Here is a 22,980-nt window from a genome sequence, read left to right on the forward strand (position 1 = left end):
TGGTCGGCTGCCTGATCGTGCTGGCGGTGCGGGGGAGCGGACGACTGGTCCTGAGGGTGAGGTCGGCCTGTCTGTGACCGAAGGTGAAGAGGAGCCGTCGGGGCCTGAGGGTGGAACGCCGCCCGAGGGTGGGGCGCAGCCGGAAGGTGGTGTGCCGCCGGAGAGTGGTCGGCTGCCTGATCGTGCTGGCGGTGCGGGGGAGCGGACGACTGGTCCTGAGGGTGAGGTCGGCCTGTCTGTGACCGAAGGTGAAGAGGAGCAGTCGGGGCCCGAGGGTGGATCGCGGCCTGACGGTGGAGTTCGGTCTGAGTCCGGTGCGGGGCCGGAGGGTGAGGAAGGTCGGCGCCGGGCCGAGGGGGAGCGGCGTCCTGAGAGTGGCGGCACGCGTCAGAGGCCCGACGGTGGTGCAGCCGCCGGGCTTTGGACCGGAAGTGGCGCGGAGGATGATCGTGAGCCGCGGATGTCACCGCCGGTCATGCCGTTCCCTCCGGTCTCCCCGATGCCGCAGCCTCCGGTTTCGCCGCAGCCTCCGCGTCCGCCGGTGCCTCCGGTTCCGCCGCGTCCGCCGGTTCCGCCGCAGCCTCCGCGTCCGCCGCAGCCGCCAGTGCCGCCGGTTCCGCCGCGTCCGCCGGTTCCGCCGCAGCCTCCGCGTCCGCCGGTTCCGCCGCAGCCTCCCCGTCCGCCGCAGCCGCCGGTTCCGCCTCCGCGTCCGCCGGTGCCGCCGGTTCCGCCGCAGCCTCCGCGTCCGCCGCAGCCTCCGCGTCCGCCGCAGCCTCCGGTGCCTCCGCAGCCTCCGCGTCCGCCGGTGCCTCCTGCGCCGGTCCCGCCGTGGCCGCCTGTACCTTCGGTGCCACCCGAGCAACCTGTTCCACCTAACCCGCCTGGGCTTCCTGTGCCTCCGAACGTGCCGGAACCGCCTGTGCCGCCGCATGTTCCCGTGCCGCCGTTGCCGGTTCCCCCGGTGCCGCCGGTTCCGCCTGTGCCGGAGCTGCCTTGGCAGGAGCCGTTCCCGCCTGGGCGGCCGGTGCCACCTGTGACGCCGGTGCCGCAGTGGCCTGTGCCGGAACTGCCTGTGCCGCCGTATGTTCCGGTTCCGCCTACGCCGGATCCCGCGCTGCCGGCGGTTCCGCCCGTGCCGGAGCTGCCTTGGCAGGAGCCGTTCCCGCCTGGGCGGCCGGTGCCACCTGTCACGCCGGTGCCGCCGTGGCAGGTCCCGTCTGCGCCGGAGGCGCCGGAGCTTCCATCGAGGCCGCCGCTGCCGGATGTTCCGGTGTCGCCGAATACGCCGGTGCCGCCTGGGCTTCCTGTTCCGCCGCATGTTCCGGTGCAACCGATGCCGGAGCTGCCTTGGCAGGAGCCGTTCCCGTCCGGGAGGCCGGACTCGCTGCAACCGCCTGCGCCGCAGACGCCGTGGTCGCCGGGGGTGCCGTCGTGGCCGGATACAGGCTCGCCGTCGGCACCGCAGGGGCATCAGGTTCCGCCTGCGCCGCAGCAGTGGCAGGTTCCGTCGGTGCCTCAGGTGCCGGAGGTTCCGCAGGTGCCGCTGCCGGAAGCTCCAGTGCGGCCGGAATGGCCGATGCCGGGACAGTCGGGGCCGGGTAACGGATTCGGGTCTCCCGGTGGCTCGCCGCTTCCGGATCCCGGCTTCGACCGGTCCTCCCCACAGGAGGGCGGTACTCGTAACGGACACGGCGGCAATGGATTCGGTTCGCCAGGCCAGTTCGGGGGCGGGTATCCCGACGCGTCGACGCGACCGGATTCGCCCGCCCCGCACTACGACCCGCCGTTGAACGGATCGCACGGCGGCGAGTCCGGCGGCCGGAACGGCGATCAGCAGGCACCGTGGTCGAACGGTCACCCGCAGCAGAACGGCACGCCGTCGAACGGTTCGCAGGCCGCGATGGGCACACCGGGCGCGCCAGGCCCTGCCGCATCGAGTGCGCCCGCGCGTCCCTCCCGGTCGCTGCCGCGCGCGTCGATGTTCGGCAACGGGCGTGGCGGCGAGAGCGCGCAACCGCGGCGGAACGCGATCGTCGTCCGTTCGCACACCGGCTTCGGCGAGTTCTCCGAAATGGATCTGGGCACCGGTGATCTTCGCGCGGTGAACAGCGGCCTCGGTCCGGTCGGCGGCGTCTACGGTTCCCTCGGCGAGACGCCAGTCGTGTTCTACCGTGACGGCGCACGGCTCATACTGCGCGCGGCTGGGCGGACTGTCGACCTCGATGCCACGAACGTCGGAGTCGAATGGCAGCGCATCGATGAGCGCACAACGCGTTTCGTGCTGACGGTCGGCGGTGCCACAGTGTGCGACGTGCGTTACCGCGCGGTGGCGCCCGATCTCGACCTCGGCCTGCTGATCCGAGACGTGCTGTCCGACCCGTCCCGCCGCAGTCGAATCTTCTCCGCGTGATCGCGGGTCCGCGCACCGTTTCGGTGCGTCGTCGGCGTTGCCCTATCCGTGACGCTGGTCGATAAGCCGTCGCAGCGTCGGCTGTGCCAGGATGAACGGAATCCTGGGCAGGGCACACAGAACATGGGCAACCGCGAAACGCCTGGTCATAGTGGGTGCTTACCCGGTCTATACCCTGCAGGCCACAGGGTGACTTGCTGACCTGCACCGCCTCGTCGTGTTGGCGCTGGAGCTCGGGGCCGGGGTGCTGACATCACGAGGCATCGAGTCTGGTTACGGCGTCGAATTCAGCGATGACGGCGTGCCGGGCGTCAGGCGCTATCTCGATCAGTTGTCGAATCGGGAGGTGCCAGTCGGCGATCCTCAAGGCTTGTGCCACCGCATGCGCGCGGCGGCGTGGGTCCTGAGTTGCCGTCACCGCCAGCAAAGCTCGCACGTGCTCCTCAGGGGTGGTGACGAAGTCAATGGAGTTGGCGATGGTTTCAGCTCGGTCGAGGTCGCCGAGCTGGGCTGCGGCTTCAGCCACCGATACCAGCACCCGCGCCTGTGTGTAGGGGTTGGTGATGGAGTGGGCGATGGTCTCGGCACGCACGATCAACGCGCCTGCTCGGTCGACATCACCAACAGTAGCCACGGCTTCAGCTACCGACACCAAGGCACCCGCCTGTTGGTCAGCGTCGGGGATGGAGTCGGCGATGGCCTCGGCGCGCCCAATCATATTGCCTGCTTGGTCGACATCACCAACTGTGGCCATGGCATCAGCCACCAGCGCCAGGATTCGCACGGCCCTTGCTTGCTCGAAGCGGTCGCGAATGAAGGGCCGGGTGGAGCGAATGGAATGGGCGATGGCTTCGGCGCGCAGGGTCAACGCGCCTACTCGATCGACATCATCGGCCCTGGCTACAGCTTCAGCCATCGACACCAGCACCTTCGCCTGCCGCTCCGAGTCGGGAATGGAGTCGGCCAGGGTTTCGGCTCGGTCGAGGTCGCCAGCCTTGGCTGCGGCTTCGGCACGGTCGAGGTCGAGGGCCTCGGCTGCTGCCCGGGCGGACCACTCCAGCGCCCTCGCCCGTTGGTAGCGGTCCTGCTGAGTGAGGGAGTGGGCGAGGGAGCGGGCGACGGCCTCGGCGCGCGCGATCAACGAGTCCGCCCGATCGAAATCACCGGCGCTGGCTACGACTTCACCTACCGCCTTCAGCGCCCACGCCTGCACGTAGAGGTCGGCGATGGAGCTGGCGATGGCCTCGGCACGGTCGAAGTCGGCAGCCTTGGCGACGGCCTTAGCCACCCATACCATGGCGGTTGCCTGATCCTCAGGGCTGGTGATGGAACGGGCGAGGGTCTCGGCGCGCGCGATCAATGCGCCCGCTCCATCGAGATCACCAGCATCGGTTACGGCATCAGCCACCAGCACCAGGGCATGTACGGCCCGTTGCTGTTGGAAGGGGTCGGGGATGGAGCGGGCGATGGTCTCGGCGCGCGCGATCAACGCGCCCGCCCGATCGAAATCGCCTTCCCTGGCTAGGACTTCAGCCACCGACGCCAGGGCCCACACCTGTTGTTCGAACACGGTGATGGAGTTGGCGATGGTCTCGGCGCGGTCGAGATCGCCGACTTTGGCTGCAGCTTCAGCCACCGACACCAGCACCCGCGCCTGCTGGTCGAGCATCAGGCTGGAGCCGGCAGGGATGGAGCGGGCGATGGTCTCGGCGCGTGCGATCAACGCGCCCGCCCGATCGAAATCATCGGCCTTCGCTGCGGCTTCAGCCACCGACATCAGAGCCCACGCCTTCAGCTCGGGCTTGGTAATGGAGTCGGCGATGGTCTCGGCGCGCGCGATCAATGCGGCCGCCCGGTCGAGGTCGCCGGCCCTGGCTACCGCTCCGGCCGCCGACGCCAGCCCCTTTGCGTGCCAGTAGCGGTCGGTGATGAAGTCGGCGATGGCCGCCGCGCGGTTGAGATCACCAGCGTTAGCCACGGCTTCAACCAGCAACACCAGCGCCCTTGCCTGCCGCTCGGGGTCGGTGATCGAGTCGGCGACGTCCTCAGCGCGGTTGAGGTCGCCGGCTCTGGCTACGGCTTCAACCAGCGACACCAGGGCCGACGCCTGTCCGTAGCGGTCGGTAATGGAGCGGGCGATTGTTTCGGCGCGCGCGATCAATGTGGCCGCTCGGTCGTGGTCGCCGGCCGCGACCGCGGCTTCAGCTACCGACGCCAGCGCCCTCGCCTGTTCGTAGTGGTCGGTGATGGAGTCGGCGATGGTCTCGGCGCGCGCGATCAATGTGGCCGCTCGGTCGAGGCCGCCGGCCCTGCCTGCGGCTCCGGCCACCGACGCCAGCACCGACGCCTCCCACGCGGGGAGGCCGGTGAGAGAGTCGGCGATGGCCAGGGCACGGTTGAGGTCGCCAGCTCTGGCCACGATTTCAACCAGCGACACCAGAGCCGACGCCTGTACGTAGCGGTCGGGGATGGAGCGGGCGATCGCCTCGGCCCGATTGACCTGTCCCAAAAGCGCCCAGACCGCAGGAAGGTGGGGCGGAATGCTTTTGCTCTGATTGGTGAGATGATCGCGGTGGATGGCCAGACGCAGCATCGCGATCACATCAGGGTGCTCGTGAGCAGCAATGACGTCCTGAGTCCTGATGATCTCGGTGAGCGCGGCGGCGTCACCGCTGAAAAGATCGAACAGGCGATCCCGGCGGGCGAGATCGGTCGCGCACGCTACCATCCGTGCCACATCATCGGTCGCGTGCAGCATGCTGAAATAACCGCGCAGCAGATATTCCGGCGTGTCGGGCGGCCAGTGTTTGGCGCGGTAGTCCTGCGCCCACGCGTGCAAGCGGTCGCGGCTCGCGGCCAGCAGCCGGGTACCGAGCCGTCGTTGGGCGATCTCGAACAGGGACTCGTGGGCGAGCGCGTACACCGGATCGGCATGGTCGTGTCCGTCCGTGGAGGTGAAGGCGCGGAAGCTCCGCCCGGTCACGCCGTCGAGCAGCGGGTGGATCTCGTACGGCGCCAAGTCGGTGAGTTCTTCGAGTTCGCCGATGGTGAGACCGTTGGCCACGGTGATCAGTGCGAGCAGGTCGCGATGGTGGTCGGGCCCGTTCAGCAGACTGTCGAGTTCGAGGATGGCCAGGTCGCGTATGCCCGCGGCGTACTCGGAGTCGGTGAGCTGGTAGCGCGATGCGGCGGCCAGCGGGTGGCCGTCGGCGATGGGCAGGCGTGGCCCGTGGCGGCTGGCGACGACGACGCGGAGGTCGTCGCCGGGCCGGGCGGGCAGCAGGCTCACGATCGGCGGACGCCCGTGGTCCTCGTCGAGGCCGTCGACCACCAGCACCAGCCGCCGTCCGGCTGCGGCTTCGCGGTCGGCGGCGAGGGTGAGCAGTTCGGCGCGCAGGCCGTCGCGGTAGACGGCCTCGGTGTGAATCCGAGCCCGATAGTCGGGCAGCAGGACGGCAAGCTGGTCGAGGACCGCGGTGGTGAATGCGGTGTGGTCGCGCTGGTCGGCGAGCCGGTTGGTGACGAAGAATCCGATCACCGTGAGATCCGGTGGTGGGTTCGACACGAACCACGACAGCAGCGCCGTCTTGCCCGCCCACGGTGCGCCCTGTATCCACAGGTACGGCTGGTCGCCGCGGCGGCAGAAGTCGGCCAGCATCTCCAGTTCGTCGCCACGGGATCGCAATCCGCCGGGCGGGGCGAGGTACTCGCGCACCTGAGCCAGATACAGTGATGGCGCGACCGGCCCCGCCCATGCCTTCTTGCTCCTGCGGACGCGGGTGGCGTTGCGGAGCAGCCGTTTGAAGTTCGCCATGGCGGCAGGCCGCTTGTGTGGCGGAGTGCCGGCCTTCTCGAGCAAGTAGTCGATGAAGTACTCGAATTCGATACCAGCGCGGGGGATACGGCGCGTGGCGCCGTTCTCACCGAGCCAGCCCTGAATCGTCTTCTCCGCGATCGTGTACCGCCGGATGCGGTGAATCGCCGAGGACAGATGGGCCGCGGTCGGCCGACCTGCATCTTCATGCAACTTGTCCAGCGCCGAGATGAACATCTCGTAGGCGTCCTCCCCCGACGCGGTCACCGTGGGTCGGCCTCTGTCGCTCGGGTCGCTGCCGGGGCGGGACTCGTGGCGAGTCGCAGCGACTCGCGAATCGATACGGCCTGCACAGAGGCACTGTAGCCGGGTACGCGCGGGCACGCGCCACATCGCTACGGCTGCACTGGATCTCGACCCGACCATCGACGAGACCGAACGGAACGAACACCCATGTCGACCATCCTCGAGAGCCTGCTGCTGACCGTCCTCGCCCTGCTGGCCGTCCTCGCCGGGGTCGGTGCAGCACTGCTGGCGAAAGCCGACGGCGCCACCGTGCCTGCCACTCTGCGGGCCGGCGCAATCGGGTTCGGCGCCACCATGACGTTGTTACTGGCGACCGTCACTGTCTGCATCCTGCTCTGATTCTTCGCATCACTCGGGCCCGTCGCGGCACCCTGCTGTGATGGCACAGCGCGGTCGTATGCGGACGTGGTGGAACGGAAGTCGGCTGAAGCCGGCGACCGTAGGTGGAGGACTGGGGCCGGCCTTGCCCACGATGCTGGCTGCGCACAACCTTCTCGCCGAACGAGGACCGGCCCGCCGCACTCTCACACTTCAGTCGGCTGTCACCGTCGAGAACAGCCGCTCTCGCTCTGCGGCGACGACTTGACGCGCCAGTTCAGCTTCGGTTACGTCGACGGCTTCGGGTGCGCTGGCCGCCGTCTCGCTGACACGCGCGAATTCTTCGAACAGCGCTCGTTTTCTGGCGAGGATTTCGGTGATCCGCTGGTCGACGCCTTCCTCCGAGAGCAGCCGATGCACCTGAACGGACTCGAGCTGACCCATGCGGCGTGCCCGGGCGATAGCCTGCCATTCGGTGGTCGGCTTGAGCTGAGGTTCGCAGATCACGACGACCGAAGCAGCTTGGATATTGAGACCGACACCGCCAGCGACGATCTGGGCCACCAGTACCGCGCCCTTGCTGGCCGCTGAGAAGGAGTCGACCATCTCCTGTCGTTTCCCGGCTGGGACGGAACCGGTCAGCGGCCCGAACACGTTTCGCGGGGGAAGGGCCTGAGTGACCGCATCTAGAACATTGCGGAAGTGTGAGAATACGATGACCCGGCGGCCGTTGTCCTCGGCCTCCACGACGATCTCGAGGAGGCGTTGCATCTTCCGAGATGTGGTCGGTGATCCCATCGCCGCATGGCGCATAGCACTGAAGTTGCCTTGCCGCACGGCTTTCCGATAGGCAGCCGCATCCTGGTCGGACAGTGGCAGCAGTTCCTCGACTTCGACGAGTTCGGGGAGCTCGATGAGCACATCCTCTTGATTGCGGCGCAGGTAGGCCGGAGCGACCTGGCGGCGGAAGAGTCTCGGCGCGAGCTCGGAGACATTCACCACGAGATCGGGACGCAGGTAGCCGACCAGGCTCCGGAACTCGTCGAGCTTGTTCTCCAGCGGCGTGCCGGTGAGCAGGATCGCCCGCTGGCAGGATTCGAGGATCGCTATAGTGCGTCGACTCCGTTGCGCCGCAGGGTTCTTCACGAGGTGTGCTTCGTCGACGACGACACAACCCAGATCGGGGAGATCAACGACCGTCCCCTCCAGCCACTTGAGCGTTTCGAAGGTGGTGACGGCGACACCGCCTTTGCGTAGCCAGTTCCGCGCGGCCGCTGCACGCTCGGGGCCGTGGATGCGGTGCGAGCTGAGGTGGGACTTGGCGTTGACCTCCCGCACCCAGTTGGGAACCACAGCGGCCGGACAGATCACCAGCGCATTGTTCTGCCCCTTGGCGCGCAGGTGCGCGAGAACCGCCAGCGCCTCAACGGTTTTGCCGAGACCCATCTCGTCGCCGATGATTACCTTCCGCTGCGCGAGCGCAAAACGGGCACCGAAGGCCTGATAGCCCCGGAGGGAGGCCGACAGGTACTTTGTCACCAATTCCGTTGCGCGGACGGCCTCGACGATCTCCTCAGGAAGATCGCCGTGCACCTTCTCGTCATCAGTGATGAAGCCCAGCTCATCGAGCAACGCGAAGTAGTCTGCGGGCCGTGCAATGAAATCCTCCCAAGGATCCGAGCCCGCTTCCTCTGCGATACCCAGAAGCCCGCGCGCGCTCCGAACGACGCTGTCGGCTGCGGCCAGAAGGCCGGTGGTGGGGTAATCGGCGGTCGGGAAGACCACCAGGTGATTGACTTGGCGATCTATCGTATTGGCCAGTGCGTACAGATCACCGACAGGCACGTTGTTCCTATCGCCGATCGCCTTGCGATGAATGTCCCATGCGCGCAGACGCCGCAGCAGCTCAGTGGTCTCTGAGGTGCGATTGGTGACATCGATCCGTGTCGGCATCTCATCGAACGTTGTCTGCCAAAGTGTTTGGGCCGCACCCCGGATCCTGGTGGCGGTCGTCACGCCGAGCCCAGGCAGCTGTTCGAGCCACGGACCGTGGTCGATGACCTGCATCGCCGTCATGACGCCGTTCTCGGTAAGCGGCCCGATGCGCAGCTTGTCGCTCGTGGCTTGCCGGAGGCGATCAACCGGCATCTCCGCGAGCATCCGACGGGTGTCGGCGCGTCTCGTCTCGTTGCCCGCCTCCACCGCTGCGGCCCGCAGACGCTGCCCGATGGCGGCAGCATTGCCGATCGCATGTACCGAGGAGCGCAGCTCCGCGAGCCTGGAAGCCTCGACCAGTTCCGGAGGTTGCCCGAGGTCTCCGACTATGTGCCGCAAACCCACTTGGCTGCCGAGCACATCGGTGACTGCGACAACATTGGCCCCGCGAGCATTTTCTACGAGCGTCCGCAACTGCTCTGGCAGGCGCTGCGCCTCGGCTCGAGCCGCGAAATCAATTACGAGTGTCTCTGATTCGAGAGCCGCGCGACGCTTCTTGCTGCCGCTGAAGAATCGGCGGATACCGCTCGCTGCGCGCACTCCCCCGACGGCTCGGTCACACTCGGTGACCAGGTACGTGAGCATCATATCGACCTGACCGGGGATCGGCGACAGCCGAGTCTTGCGGGCCAAGGCGCTCAAGTGCCGACTGTCGCTGCCGCGCAGCACGAGTACGCGCCACGCCCGCGTACCGCCGCGTCGAACGTCGACGAGACTGCGCCGCAAAGCCACCGATGCGTCGTCGGCCTGCCGCTCGATCTCGGCGCGTTCGGACCGGAGTTCCCGTGCGAGAGTAATCCAGTCAGCGACCTGCTCGACTGCTGTACCGTTCTGTCGCTCTCGTCGTGCCATACGCTGCCCCCGTCCGACTTCTCCGAGTCTCGTGACGATAGACCGACAGCGCCCTCCGCGGTAATAGATGGCATTGCAGTCGCTTCCGCACCGGAGATGAAACGACTCGGTGGGATATCTCGACTACCGTTGGGAGAGTTGCCGATCGGGAGGCTGAGGGTGCTGCTCGAGGAATTGAAACCCGGACTGCGGATCGAGGGGGTTGTCCCCTCGGAGGTAGTCACCGTGATCTACGCGCAGTGGCACGGCACCGACGCACTAGAGCTGACGTACAAGACCACCGCCGGCAGGCTGAACCAGCGGGTCGTGTTCCGCAAGGATCAGGATGGCCTCTCGATCGCGTACACCGGCAGCCGCCCCTTCGATGCTGCAGCAAACGATTTCAAGCTCGTCGCCGAGGCCCAGCGCATTCAGCTCGCGGGCTTGTACGACCCAATGCTCGCCGTCACAACGAGCGATGTGCAACCACTTCCACATCAGATCCGGGCCGTCTACGGCGAGTTGCTTCCCCGCACCCCGCTGAGGTTTCTGCTCGCAGACGACCCTGGTGCCGGTAAGACGATCATGGCCGGTCTCTACATCAAGGAACTGGTCCTGCGTGGCGATGTGGAGCGGTGCCTGATCGTCGCCCCTGGAGGCCTGGTCGAACAGTGGCAGGACGAGCTGGCCTTCAAGTTCGGCCTCTCCTTCGAACTCCTCACCAACCAGCTGATCGACGCGAACACCAATCAGAACGTCTTCGACAAGCACAGGTTTCTGATCGCGCGCATGGATCAACTTGCGCGCAACGAGCAACTACGCTCACAGCTCGAGGAGACCGAATGGGACCTCGTCGTCGTCGACGAAGCGCACCGCATGGGCGCCCACTACTTCGGTGGGAAGCTGGAGAAGACCAAGCGCTTTCAGCTCGGCGAAGCGTTGGGCGCACTTACCCGTCATCTGCTGCTGATGACCGCCACCCCGCACTCCGGTAAGGAGGAGGACTTTCAGCTCTTCCTCACTCTGCTCGACCGTGACCGGTTCGAAGGCAAGAACAGGACCGCGGCCGATACCAGCGGGATCATGCGCCGCATGGTGAAGGAGGATCTTCTCACCTTCGAGGGCAAGAAGCTGTTTCCCGAGCGCATCGCCGAAACCGTCCCTTATCAGCTGACCGCGCTGGAGTACGAGCTGTACGAGCAGGTCACGGCCTACGTCCGCGAGGGTATGAATCGTGCGGACCGCGTCGGTGGCAAACGCAAGAACACTGTTGGCTTCGCGCTCACCGTTCTGCAGCGGCGCCTCGCCTCCAGCCCGGAAGCGATCTATCGCAGCCTTGTTCGGCGTTCGCAGCGACTGGAGCGCAAGAAGCAGGAAATCCTCAACGGCACCTACCAGGACGAGGAGTCGAAGTTTGATGTCGACGACATCGACTCCGATGCCTACAGCGCGGAGGAGCTCGAGAATCTCGAGGAGGAGCTGCTCGACGCGGCCACTGCGGCGCAGACTGCGACTGAGCTGGAAACCGAACTCGCTGAGCTCGCTGACCTGGTCCGGCTCGCCAAACAGGTCCGCGACCGGGGCACCGACCGGAAATGGACCGAGCTGTCGGCCATCCTGCAGGACCACGCCCTGACCACCGGCGCCGACGGTTGCCCGCGCAAACTCATCATCTTCACCGAACATCGCGACACCCTGGAATATCTTCGAAGGCAGGTCGGCACGCTGCTGGGTAGGCCAGAAGCTGTGACCGCGATCCACGGTGGCGTGCGGCGCGGCGAGCGTCGCCGTATCACCGAGGAGTTCACCAAGAACCGCGACTGCCAGATTCTCATCGCCACCGATGCTGCCGGGGAGGGGTTGAACCTGCAGGCAGCGCACCTCATGGTGAACTACGACTTGCCGTGGAACCCGAACCGCATCGAGCAGCGCTTCGGCCGCATCCACCGCATCGGACAGGAAGAGGTCTGCCGCCTGTGGAATCTCGTCGCCGCCAATACTCGTGAGGGTGAAGTGTTCGCGAGGCTGCTCGAAAAGGTCGAGGAACAGCGAAAAGCCTACGGCGGCAAGGTATTCGACGTGCTAGGCGAGGCATTCATCGAGACTCCGCTGCGTGAGCTGCTGATGAAGGCCATCCAGTACGGCGAACGGCCGGACGTCAAGACCAGGATGCAGGAGGTCATCGACCGCTCCGTCGGTGAAGGTCTAGAGGAGCTGTTGAACGAGCGGGCGCTGGCCGCCGAACACCTCACCAAGACCGATCTCGATACGCTCCGCGCGGCGATGGATGATGCCCGCGCCCGCCGCCTCCAGCCGCATTACATCGAGCTGGCGTTCAAGGAGGCGTTCGCGCGGTTCGGTGGCCGTATCGCCCGGCGTGAGCTAGGCCGCTACGAGATCGCGAACGTGCCGGCTCAGATCCGGGCGAGCAAGCACGGCCCGATCGCGACCCGTTACGACCGGGTCACCTTCGACCTGCCCTACGTTCAGCCCCGCGATCTGGTCCGCGCCGATCTGCTGGCACCCGGTCACCCGCTGCACGATGCGGTAATGGATGAAGTGATCCGGCAGTTCGGCGGCGCGCTCCACATGGGGACCGTGCTGGTCTCCCCGACGGTGACGGAGCCGCAGCTCCTCGTCGGAGTCGTTGAAGAAGTCACCGACGCCACCGGGGCGTTCGTCGCCCGCCGCTTCGGTTACGCCCACGTCGACCGTACCAGCACTGTCACCCCGGCCGGTCCAGCGCCTTACCTGGATTGTGTTGCTGCTCCGCGTGTTCCATCGGTTACGCGAGCTCGAGAGGAGCAATGGCTGGCCGACGCGGAAGACAGAGCCATGAGCTGGATCATCACCAACCGGCTTCCGGAATACCTGTCCGAGGTCCAGCCCCGCCGGGCCGCGGAGCTGAGCAAGACCCGCGAGCTCGTCACCAAACGCCTGAAAGGCGAATGTGACCGGTTGATCCTCGACGCAGCAGTGGCCGCGGAGACCGAGCTGAAGAACGAGAAACCCAAGGAGTCCTCGGACAGCCTGCACCGCAAAGCGGTCGAGCTCGATGGTCGGCTGCGGCGTCGTCTGGAGCTACTCGCCCAGCAGGCACTGATGTCGACCAAGCCACCGACCATCAAGACAGCCGCGATTGTGCTGCCGATCAGCATGGTGGAGAACAACATTCCCTCGGGTGCGCCGATCCATGCGAAGGAGACCGAAGCGGTCGAGCGTCGCGGCGTCGACCTAGTGATGGCGGAGGAACGGAAACTCGGTCGCGAACCGGTCGAACAGGCATGGAATAACAAGGGATTCGACATCCTCTCCACAGCGCCGAACGGTGAGACCTACCGGATCGAGGTGAAGGCCAGGATCGAAGGGGCGAAGGACTTCTTCGTCACCCACAACGAGGTGATAACCGGAAAGAACTCCTACCCCCGGTATCGACTGGCGCTCGTCGAGGTTGATCCCCGAGGACGGTCGCGCGACGAGGTTCGCTATCTCGACAACCCTTTCGGTACAACCGATCTCGGTGGTTTTGAAGCCACCGGTATCCGGGGTGACTGGGGCAGGATGTGGACAAAGGGGCTGCCGCCGTTTTGATAGCGGCCCCGTGCCGATGACAGCCCTGATATACGAACGATGAAGGATTGAGGATTTGGTGCAGAAGCGGAAGCTGATCGAAGTGGCGCTGCCGCTGGAAGCGATTAATCGAGCATCTCTGGCGGAGAAAAACCGCAAAGTTGGAAAACCGCAGAATCTCCACCACTGGTGGTCGCGTAAGCCAATTACCGCTGCTCGCGCAATGCTCCTCGCACAACTTATCGATGACCCGTCCTCGGATCCCGACCGCTTTCCAACAGAGGGTGCTGTACGAGCGGAGCGCGAACGACTGCATCAACTGATCGCCCAAGCAGTGGAATGGGACGAGGTAACGAAGCCTTCTTCCGCTCTAAAGACCGCCCTGCGCCCGCTACTCCCAGATGTGACAGTTACAGATCCCTTCGTCGGTGGCGGATCCATACCGTTGGCCGCAGCGCAATTGGGTGTGAATTCATGTTCAAGCGACCTAAACCCGGTTGCCGTTCTGCTGACCAAAGCGTTGGTTGAGGTGCCGTCCCGGTTCGTTGACTATAAGCCGGTTCACCCGGACAGCGCGGCTGCCCAGCTCACTGATTGGAATGGATTGCATGGCCTGGCCGCCGATATCGAGGCCTACGGACGGTGGATGCATAGCCAAGCGGCTGAACATCTTCGACCGCTTTTTCCCGCTGTCGACGGATACCCGACGCTCGCATGGGTCTGGGCACGGACCGCTGCATGCCGGAACCCTGTGTGTCGAATTGATGTGCCTCTCGTCAGTAAATGGTGGCTGGCAAAGAAGGCGGGAAGAGAGGCCATTGTTGTCCCTCAGATCGTTACCGACCCATCGCACATAAGTGGTCTCCGCTTTTCATTCTCGATCAGTCATGATGTCAGAGACATTCCCAAATCAGGCATTATGTCTGGCCGCACGGGAACTGAATGTTTGAGCTGCGGCGCTCCAGTGCCAGTCGGCCACGTTCGCAACGAGGGTTTGGCAGGGCGAATGGGTATGACGCTAATTGCAATTGTAGCTGATGGCGGATCAAAACGGCTATACTACGCACCAACCGATGAACATGTGGCAGCGGCCAACGTAGCGCGTCCCGTAGCGCCTGTGAGTGGCGATATTTCAAGCAATCCGAGATGGTTCTCACCGCCACTCTATGGCCTTACGGATTTTTCTGACCTGTTCACGAACCGACAACTCAAGGCGATGGCAATCTTCAGCGGCTTGATAGCCGATGCCCGACAGATGGCCTTAAAGGATGCCCTCCGTGCGGGGATGGGACGCGGAGAAACGTTAGTCCGTGGGGGAAGTGGGGCTGAGGCGTATGCTGACGCGATCGGCCTCTACCTTGCTCTGGCTGTAAGTCGCCTCGCCGACTGGTCCAATAACCAGTGCAAATGGGAAGCTAACGGCGAAGTGTCTCAGCATCTGTATACAGCCCAAGCCATGGACATGGCTTGGGACATATCTGAGGCGAATGTCTTGGGAGACGGGAATAGTGGATCGTTCCTGGCATGTTTGAAGAGCATCATAAATCCTCTTCGCCTGGCCCGACCAGGAGGGGAACACCGCGTCCGACAGTTCGACGCGCGACACGCGCCTCTCGCAAATTGTGTTGTGGCAACCGACCCTCCATATTTCGACAACATCGACTACTCTGATCTTTCGGATTTCTTCTACGTATGGCAACGCCACATCTTGGGTCAGTTCTTTCCCGACCTATTTCGCACTATGCTTGTTCCCAAGGTTGGCGAGCTAGTTGCCAACGCTCATCGCTGCGGAGGGAGTGAACTCGCATCACGCGAATTTCTGAAAGGATTCGTGGAAGTTTTTGGCCATATCCGCGAAAATGTCTCTCCTGAATTCCCGATCGTCGTCTATTACGCGTCGAAACAGGCAGAGAGTGTAGGTGGCGGAAACAGTCGATGGTCGACAATTCTCCAAGCGATGGTCGATGCGAACTGGCAGGTGGTGCGGACATGGCCCATTCGCACCGAGAACGTCAGTCGTCGTGTTGCAATCGGAAACAACTCGATGACCACATCTACAGTTCTGGTGCTTCGCCCCAGAGGAGTAGATGCTCCTAGGGTAAGCTTCTCAACCTTCCTCGACGAACTACGCACCTCGCTAAGTAGAATGGTAAGTGAGCTTCAGTCAGGTGGGGTCGCACCAGTTGATCTGCAACAAGCGGCGATCGGTCCCGGAATGGCGGTGTTCAGTCAGTACGGAGCAGTTCTCGAGGCAGACGGTTCTCCGATGACAGTGTCATCCGCGCTTGTTCGGATTAACGAAGCGCTAGATGAAGTGATCAATGAAGAGGAGGGTGACTTCGACGCGCCCACTCGCTTCGCGATTCAATGGTATCGCTACAACGGCTATACCGCTGGCCCGTTCGGTGATGCTGATGATATCGCCCGCGGGCGGAATACGTCGGTCGACACGATGGAGCGGGAAGGTCTTCTGATCAAGCGCGCCGGAAGGGTTGAGCTGCTGTCACCGATCAAGCTACCCGAGGGCTACGATGCCGTCGACGATCCTCAAATCAGTCAATGGGAGGTACTCCACCATTCAATTCGAGCGCTTGAGAGCGAGGGAATCACCACCACTGGTAGATTTCTTCAACGGGTGATGAGTAGAGCCGATGGCGGCGTCGACCCCGAAATGGTGAGGGAGCTGGCTCACCTTCTTTTCCGCATCGCTGAAGACAAGCGCTGGACCAAAGATGCGTTGAGCTTCAATACCCTCGTCACGAGCTGGCCTGAAATTCTCAAGGTGGCTCGCACTGTCAGGAAACCGGCTCCGGCGCAAGCCGCTTTCGACTTCGAGGACGACGAATGAGACAGCAGGGAATGACGCCGATCGAAGTCGGCGAGGAGTGGCACTGAAGTGGCAGTGAGTAACCGCGACCGGATCGATCGTATGTTCCAGGTGCTTGTACCGGCCCTCAACGATTTCATCTCGGCGGCGATCGGGCAGGCCGACGCTGAGCTGGGGGCCAACTGGGTGGAGTTAGTGCGGGCGAAGGACACGAAGAACGGCGCGCCCGCCACAAAGGCCTACGATCCGCTGGATCCGCAAGTTCAGTTCCGCATACTCACCGAGCGCAATATCACCTCCGGCTTCAGACCGCGCTGGTATCCGTTCGAGCAGACGATCGGTCGGGTCGGAGAGACCTTCGCCAGCGAGCTGCGCGAGGTCCGGAACACGTGGGCGCACAATAGGACATTCAGTGACGATGACGCCTATCGGGCGCTCGACACCGGGGAACGCCTGCTTAGATTGATCGCCGCCGCGTCGGAGGCGGACGAGGTCAAAGCGATCCGACTGAACCTGCGCCGTGTCACTGCCGACAAGGACGACAAGAAGGCTCTCAAGGCCGCGGTCGACAATCCGGAAGCCACCGGTCTGAAACCCTGGCGCGAGGTACTGCCACCACACACGGACGTAGCAACCGGCAACTTCCATGCTTCCGAGTTTGCGGCGGACTTGTACAAAGTCGCGCACGGCGGTGAGGTGGACGCCGACTACACCGACCCGGTGGAGTTCTTCAAGCGCACCTACCTCACCGAGGGGCTGCGTGACCTGATCGGCCGGGCCGTGCGACGCCTGTCCGGCGACAACAACGCCTCACCTGTCATCAATCTGCAAACCAACTTCGGTGGTGGCAAGACCCACTCGATGCTGTCCCTCTGGCACATCGCGGCAGGGCTGCCGATCGGCGAATTCCCGCAGGACACCCAAGAATTGCTGTCCGGCAGCGGTTACACCGGTGAGAAGGTCAATCGGGTCGCCATTGTCGGCAATCACCTGAGCCCGTCCGGAGTGGCGAAGCCGGACGGAACCCACGTCAACACCGTGTGGGGCGAGTTGGCGTGGCAGCTCGGCGGCGCGGAGGCCTATGCGCTGGTGGCGAAGTCGGATGCCGTTCGCACCCCGCCTGGCGAGGCATTGCACGAACTGCTCGCCACGTACTCGCCAGCGGTGATCCTCATCGATGAGTGGGTCGCCTATGCCCGTTCGCTGGTGGTCCGTGATGATCTTGCCGGAGGCACGTTCGACGACCAGTTCACCTTCGCTCAATCACTGACCGAAGCGGCCAAGGGCACTTCCGGTGTGCTGCTGGCCATCTCTATTCCGGCCTCGGAGGTCGGCGACGACTCCAGCCAGGCAATCGCAGGAAACGCCGAGGAGGTCGGTGGCTCGCACGGGCTTGAGGCGCTCAAACGACTCCAGAACGTGGTGCGCCGCGTAGCGGATCAATGGCGTCCAGCCTCCTCGACCGAGGCTTACCACATCGTCAAACAGCGCCTGTTCACACAACCGGACGCCGCAGCGCTGGCCGCCATCGGCGCTACTGCCCGCGCATATATGGAGATGTACCGCAAGTACACCGACGACTTCCCGCGCGAAGCACGAGATTCCGCATATGAGCAACGGATCAAACAGACGTACCCAATTCATCCGGAGCTGTTTGACACCCTCTACGAGGAGTGGTCGTCGCTCGAACGGTTCCAGCGCACCCGCGGTGTGCTGCGACTGATGTCCACCGTCATTCACGCGCTGTGGACCGGTGAAGACGCATCACCTCTCATCATGCCTGGGTCAATTCCGCTCGCGACCGCGAACGTGAACTCGGAACTGACCCAATATCTTCAGGATTCGTGGAAGGCGATTATCGACGCCGATGTCGACGGTTCCCATTCCGAACCGGTCCGGATCGACCAGGAGAAACCACTTTTCGGTCAGCGGTCGTTGACCAAGCGTCTCGCCCGCACCGTATTCTTCGGCGCCGCGCCGACCATCGCGCCCGGCGCTGCCAGCAAGGGCATCGTCACCCAACGGGTATTCCTCGGCACCGCCATACCCGGTGATGTGCCTGGGAACTTCCACGCTGCCCTGACTCAGCTCGGTGATCGCGCGACGTACTTCTACTCCGGCTCAGGACGATATTGGTACGATCTTCAGGCCAATATCACCCGCACCGCGAAGGATCAGGCCGAACGGCTCCACAAGGAGGACGTGTGGGCTGACATCGTCCGCAGGTTGCAAGGCCAAGGCCGCACTCGCGGTGACTTCGCGGCAGTCCATGTCTGCCCCGAGAGCAACGCCGACATCCCGGACACCGACGAGGCACGGCTTGTCATCTTGCATCCGAAGGTCTGTCATAAGCGCGGCACCGACTCCGCGGCAAAGGCTTTCGCGCAGCAGGCCACCGAGCAACGGGGCACCGCGAACCGCACCCATCGCAACACCCTCGTCTATCTCGCCGCCGACGAGGCCCGGCTGGCCGAGCTCGAGGCGGCGACGCGCGACTATCTCGGATGGACCCATGTGCTCGCTGCCGAAGCCGATCTCGACCTGACCCAGAACCAGAAGAACCAGGCGACCCAGCGCCAGCTGCAGGCCGACCAGACCGTCGCTTCGCGGCTACTGCAGACCTTCGTCTGGGCACTGGTTCCGATGCAGCGGGCGGAGCCGAACTCGCGCATCACGATTCGCGAAACCAAGGCGGATGGCCAGTCCGATTCCCTGGCCGAGCGTGCGTCTCGGCGCCTCGGCAACGATGGTGCGCTCTTTACCCAGCAGGCTGCGGCCACCATCCGTTTCGCCATCAACCAGGTTCCGGTCATATGGAAGGACGGTCATGTCACTCTCGGCGCACTGTGGGGTCTGTACACCCAATATCCGTACATGCCACGGCTTCGCGACCGGGGCGTACTGAACGCCGGTATCCTCAACATCCCGCTGATCTGGCAGACCGATGCCTTCGCCCTGGCGGCCGGATTCGACGAGAAGGTCGGCCGCTACAGCGGCCTCTGGATACCCGGCGACGTCGGCCCTGCCCCCGCGCCGACGGACACCTTGCTACTCGTGCGTCCCGACCGTGCAGAGCAGCAACGCGCCGCGGAGAAGCTCACCACATCGGCGGATCCGGCTGGTGACGAACCGGTCGGGGTGCGACCGTCACGGACTAGTACCGCGGCCGCCGAACCCGGACCAGACATCCCATTGCCGAATCCCAAGACGCGTTTCTACGGGGTCAAGACGCTCAACACCGGCAAGATCGCTCTCGACTTCAAGAACATCGCCGAGGAGGTCATCAGCCACCTTCGGTCCGATGGCACTCAGCTCACCGTCAGCATCGAAATTGAAGCCATCGACACTGCGGGTTTCGATGAAGGGAAGATCCGTACCGTCTCAGAGAACGCGCGCACCCTCAAGTTCGACCAGGCAGGGTTCGAAGATGAATGAGTGCGTTGTTTCGTTGGTCTTTCGCTTTACGCGGCTATTTCATGAATGACACGGCCCCCGGTCGAATAGACCGTGGGCGTCGGGTAGCCGCCGATGGTGAAGTGTCCGTGGGCGAGCAGCGCCGCCCGATAGTCCGGTGGCAGGACATGCGCGTGCAGATCGATGCGAGAGGTACCGCTCGGCGCGGGCTGCCTGCGAGCGGGTGCGGCTCCGGCGCGCGCGGTCGAGAATCCGGGAAGGCGAGCGCGGCGACGCTGATGCCACCCGCGCCACCCGAGGATGTGCCTGCGAGAGAGGAAAGGCTCGGTCACCGTGGCTACTTCCCGGTGAGTTCGAGGGCGATGTCGACGATCATGTCTTCCTGGCCGCCGACCAGGCCACGCCGTCCCGCCTCGGTGAGCAGCGTGCGGATGTCGATATCGTAAGTGGCGCAGGCGTTTTCGGCGTGCCGCAGGAAGCTGGAGTACACCCCGGCATAGCCGAGGGTCAGCGTTTCCCTGTCGACCTGCACGGGACGGTCCATGAGCGGGCGAACGAGGTCGTTGGCGGCGTCGGTGAGCGCGTCGAGATCCGCGCCGTGCTTCCAACCGGTAGTGCCGATGCCGCCGGGGCCCATCAGGATCAGCCTGCCGGCCTTCTCCGGCCGGTCCATCGCCAGCCGCAGCGCCGCGGCGCCGCCGTAGGAGTTGCCGACCAGGTGCGCGCTCGGCAGGTCGAGCGCGTCGAGCAGTCCGCCGAGCGCGGACGCGAGATCGCCGAACGGATCGGACTGGTCGACCCGCTTGCTGGACCGTCCGTATCCGGGCATGTCGGGGACGATCACCCGGAAACGCTGGGCCAGCGCCTCGATGTTGCGCGAGTAGTTCGAGAGTCCGGACGCGCCCGGGCCGCCGCCGTGCAACAGCACGACCGCCGGGCCCGCCCCGAACTCGGTGAGGAAGATGTCGCGGCCGCCGACCCGAACCGTCCGCTCGGCGCCGACCGCCTTGTCGATGCTTGTCACAGCTACCTCCCACAGGTTCAGATGATGAAATCATCAGTTACGAGGAAATGCTTTGTCAAGATAAAATGATGAAAACATCAGAAAAGATGATGGTCTCAATTGGGGTGCCGGACTCGGTGTAGAATCGTCTCTGATCGTTTCGTCAGATATGATTCTCAGGTCGTTTCCGAGTGGGAGAAGGACCGATGACCGCCGAACCCGTAGCGCGCAACCGCGTCGACCGGCGCCGTGAGCGCACCCGCAACGCACTGCTCGGCGCGGCGCGCAAGTTCCTCTCCGAGGGGCGCTCGGCGGTCAGCATCCAGGAGATCACCGACGCCGCCGACGTCGGATTCGGTTCCTTCTACAACCATTTCGAGTCCAAGGAGCAGCTGTTCGACGAGGCGGTGCGCTCGGCGCTCCAGGTCTACAGCGAGATGCGCGACGTGATCGTGTCGCTGTACGACGATCCGGCCGAGGTGTTCGCCGTCAGCTTCCGGATGACCGGACGCTTGCAGCGGCAGGTGCCCGAGATCGTCCGGGTCGTGCTGAACTCCGGCATGTCGATCATGCTGCGGGACGAGGGCCTCGCGCCGCGCGCCCGCCGCGACATCATCGCCGCCCAGGAGGCGGGTCGCTTCGAGCCGATGGACCCCGACATGGCCGTGATGGCCGCGGGTGGGTCGCTGCTCGGCCTGCTGCAACTACTGGACGCTCGGCCGGACGTCGACGGCGGCAAGCTCTCCGACGAGATGACCTTCCATGTGCTGCGCATGTTCGGCATGAACAAGCGCGCGGCGCAGAAGCTGACCTCGACCGAGCTGCCTCCGCTGCCGCAGATGTGAGCGATGGTCAGGGTCGGAAGGCTCTGAGGGTGAGGTCGACGAGCGAGTCGGCGTACTCGGGGGTGAGCGGGCCCGTGCGATGCAGCCACCGTTGAAAGAGCGGCCCGTACAGCACTTCCAGCACCAGGTCGAGATCGGCGTCCGCGGCGAGCTGGCCCGCCTGCTGCGCGCTGCGCAGGCGGGCCAGCTTGACCTCGTCCATGGGGCCGGCCAGCCTTTCGCGGTACTGGGCGGCGAGATCCGGATCGTTGACGATCTCGGTCTGGAGTGCCCGGATCGGCCGCTCGAACTCGGGGTCGGCGAACTCGGCGACCGTCGCGCGCAGGACGAGCTTGAGATCTGCCTCGAGATCGCCGGTGTCGGGTAGGGCCATGCCTTGCCCCTCGGCGTCCTCGCTCAGCGCGAGGAACGAGTCGAAGATGACGGCCCCCTTGGACGGCCACCACCGGTAGATCGTCTGTTTGCCGACGCCCGCCCGCGCCGCGATGGCCTCGATCGAGACCTTCGCGTACCCGACCTCGGAGATCAGCGCGCGTGTGGCCGCGAGGATCGCCTGCCGTGAACGTTCGCTGCGCCGGGACCGATCCGGCTTCTCCGTGCTGGACATGCCCCGAGACTAGCAGAGTGACGAGACGCAACGGTTCGTATTGACAACGGGCCGCGATGCGCGCACTCTTTAGCGAACCGAGACGTATCGTCTCGCCAAAGAGAAAGGTGGTTTCCATGACGACCGCACGAGTGTGGTTCATCACCGGCGCTTCGCGTGGCCTGGGCAGGGCGTTCACCGAGGCGGCTCTCGCTGCGGGAGACCGCGTGGTCGCCGCCGCCCGCAATATCGAGCCGCTCGCCGCACTGGCCGCCGAATACCCGGACGACCTGTTCCCGCTGTCGCTGGACGTTTCCGATCGCAAAGCCGTGTTCGCCGGCGTCGAACGCGCGATGGCGGCCTACGGCAGGCTCGACATAGTGGTCAACAACGCGGGCGGTCTGCTCTACGGCATGGTGGAGGAGGCCACCGAGGAGCAGATCCGCGCCCACTTGGACGTGAATTTCTTCGGCGCCGTCTGGGTGGTGCAGGCCGTGCTCCCGCACCTGCGCGCGCAGGGATCCGGTCGCATCCTCCAGGTCACCTCGATGGGTACCAGCGGAGGCATGGCGTCCGTCGGCCTCTACGGCGCGAGCAAGGCCGCGCTGGATTCGCTCAGCGAGGCGCTCGCGATGGAGGTCGAGCGGTTCGGCGTCAAGGTCACCATCGTGCAGATGGGCGGTTATGCCACGGGGCTGTTCACCGCGGGCATCACCGCGACCGAATCTCTTCCGCAGTACGAGGAGCTGAGGGTCGAGCTCGCCGAGATGTGGGGTGACGAGGCGGGTCCCGATCCGAGCACGGCCGCCCCCGTGATCATGGAGCTGGCCGGCCTCCCCGACCCGCCCCGGCGGCTCATCGTCGGCGGCCAGTCGTACGACATCGTCCAAGAGCTCGACCGGGCGCGCGGCGAGCTGTACCGGGAGTGGGAGCAGCTCAGCCGGATGGCGGCGGGCTGACACACGGCCACGAACCGGCCGCCCGCGGCACGTCGAGCACTGCGCGCCGGGCTCGCGATGAGGCGAGTGCGGCGGGAGTGAATCCGGGTCGTGCTGCGCGTG

Annotated in this window: 13 protein-coding genes; 7 read left to right on the top strand and 6 right to left on the bottom strand. The window is 64.9% G+C overall.

Annotated features, from left to right (window positions below; genetic code table 11):
* Positions 1-473 precede the first annotated feature (473 nt).
* Positions 474-872 (bottom strand): hypothetical protein, encoded by a 399-nt coding sequence (locus AB0H50_RS34025; RefSeq protein ID WP_357460977.1) that lies wholly within the window; start codon positions 870-872, stop codon positions 474-476.
* A 638-nt stretch (positions 873-1,510) separates the two neighbouring features.
* Here AB0H50_RS34025 and AB0H50_RS34030 point away from each other — a divergent pair.
* The gene (locus AB0H50_RS34030) at positions 1,511-2,410 is read left to right on the top strand and encodes a hypothetical protein (protein ID WP_357460980.1); all 900 of its coding nucleotides are present in this window, start codon (positions 1,511-1,513) and stop codon (positions 2,408-2,410) included.
* 253 nt (positions 2,411-2,663) lie between these two features.
* Here AB0H50_RS34030 and AB0H50_RS34035 read toward each other — a convergent pair whose 3' ends face one another.
* Positions 2,664-6,461: a hypothetical protein gene (locus AB0H50_RS34035; RefSeq protein ID WP_357460983.1), complete on the bottom strand. Its 3,798-nt coding sequence runs from the start codon at positions 6,459-6,461 to the stop codon at positions 2,664-2,666.
* 216 nt (positions 6,462-6,677) lie between these two features.
* Between AB0H50_RS34035 and AB0H50_RS34040 the strand changes: the two genes are divergently transcribed.
* Positions 6,678-6,869 (top strand): hypothetical protein, encoded by a 192-nt coding sequence (locus tag AB0H50_RS34040; protein ID WP_357460986.1) that lies wholly within the window; start codon positions 6,678-6,680, stop codon positions 6,867-6,869.
* A 192-nt stretch (positions 6,870-7,061) separates the two neighbouring features.
* Here the strand turns inward: AB0H50_RS34040 and AB0H50_RS34045 are convergent, their stop codons facing one another.
* Positions 7,062-9,695 (bottom strand): DEAD/DEAH box helicase, encoded by a 2,634-nt coding sequence (locus tag AB0H50_RS34045; protein ID WP_357460988.1) that lies wholly within the window; start codon positions 9,693-9,695, stop codon positions 7,062-7,064.
* Positions 9,696-9,854: 159 nt separating this feature from the next.
* Between AB0H50_RS34045 and AB0H50_RS34050 the strand changes: the two genes are divergently transcribed.
* The 3 genes from AB0H50_RS34050 to AB0H50_RS34060 are packed head-to-tail and all read left to right on the top strand — an operon-like array spanning position 9,855 to position 19,506.
* Positions 9,855-13,265 (top strand): helicase-related protein, encoded by a 3,411-nt coding sequence (locus tag AB0H50_RS34050; protein WP_357460991.1) that lies wholly within the window; start codon positions 9,855-9,857, stop codon positions 13,263-13,265.
* Between the two features lie 58 nt (positions 13,266-13,323).
* Positions 13,324-16,092, top strand: a complete 2,769-nt coding sequence (locus AB0H50_RS34055) for a DUF1156 domain-containing protein (RefSeq protein ID WP_357460993.1) — start codon at positions 13,324-13,326, stop codon at positions 16,090-16,092.
* Positions 16,093-16,140: 48 nt separating this feature from the next.
* Positions 16,141-19,506: a Swt1 family HEPN domain-containing protein gene (locus tag AB0H50_RS34060; RefSeq protein WP_357460996.1), complete on the top strand. Its 3,366-nt coding sequence runs from the start codon at positions 16,141-16,143 to the stop codon at positions 19,504-19,506.
* Between the two features lie 26 nt (positions 19,507-19,532).
* Here AB0H50_RS34060 and AB0H50_RS34065 read toward each other — a convergent pair whose 3' ends face one another.
* Both AB0H50_RS34065 and AB0H50_RS34070 read right to left on the bottom strand, forming a co-directional pair.
* The gene (locus AB0H50_RS34065; RefSeq protein ID WP_357460999.1) at positions 19,533-19,817 is read right to left on the bottom strand and encodes a hypothetical protein; all 285 of its coding nucleotides are present in this window, start codon (positions 19,815-19,817) and stop codon (positions 19,533-19,535) included.
* Between the two features lie 5 nt (positions 19,818-19,822).
* Positions 19,823-20,500, bottom strand: a complete 678-nt coding sequence (locus AB0H50_RS34070) for an alpha/beta fold hydrolase (RefSeq protein ID WP_357461078.1) — start codon at positions 20,498-20,500, stop codon at positions 19,823-19,825.
* A 194-nt stretch (positions 20,501-20,694) separates the two neighbouring features.
* Here AB0H50_RS34070 and AB0H50_RS34075 point away from each other — a divergent pair, with 194 nt between their 5' ends.
* On the top strand, positions 20,695-21,333 hold the full coding sequence (locus AB0H50_RS34075; protein WP_357461002.1) for a helix-turn-helix domain-containing protein: 639 nt from the start codon (positions 20,695-20,697) through the stop codon (positions 21,331-21,333).
* Between the two features lie 7 nt (positions 21,334-21,340).
* Here the strand turns inward: AB0H50_RS34075 and AB0H50_RS34080 are convergent, their stop codons facing one another.
* Complete coding sequence (locus AB0H50_RS34080) at positions 21,341-21,940, bottom strand: TetR/AcrR family transcriptional regulator (protein ID WP_357461005.1); 600 nt, start codon at positions 21,938-21,940, stop codon at positions 21,341-21,343.
* 116 nt (positions 21,941-22,056) lie between these two features.
* On the opposite strand from AB0H50_RS34080, the gene AB0H50_RS34085 reads away from it, so the two are divergent.
* A complete protein-coding gene (locus AB0H50_RS34085) occupies positions 22,057-22,878 on the top strand; it encodes an SDR family NAD(P)-dependent oxidoreductase (protein WP_357461008.1) in 822 nt (273 codons plus the stop codon).
* Positions 22,879-22,980: the final 102 nt, after the last annotated feature.

This window comes from Nocardia sp. NPDC050793, assembly GCF_040654065.1.
Lineage (GTDB): Bacteria > Actinomycetota > Actinomycetes > Mycobacteriales > Mycobacteriaceae > Nocardia.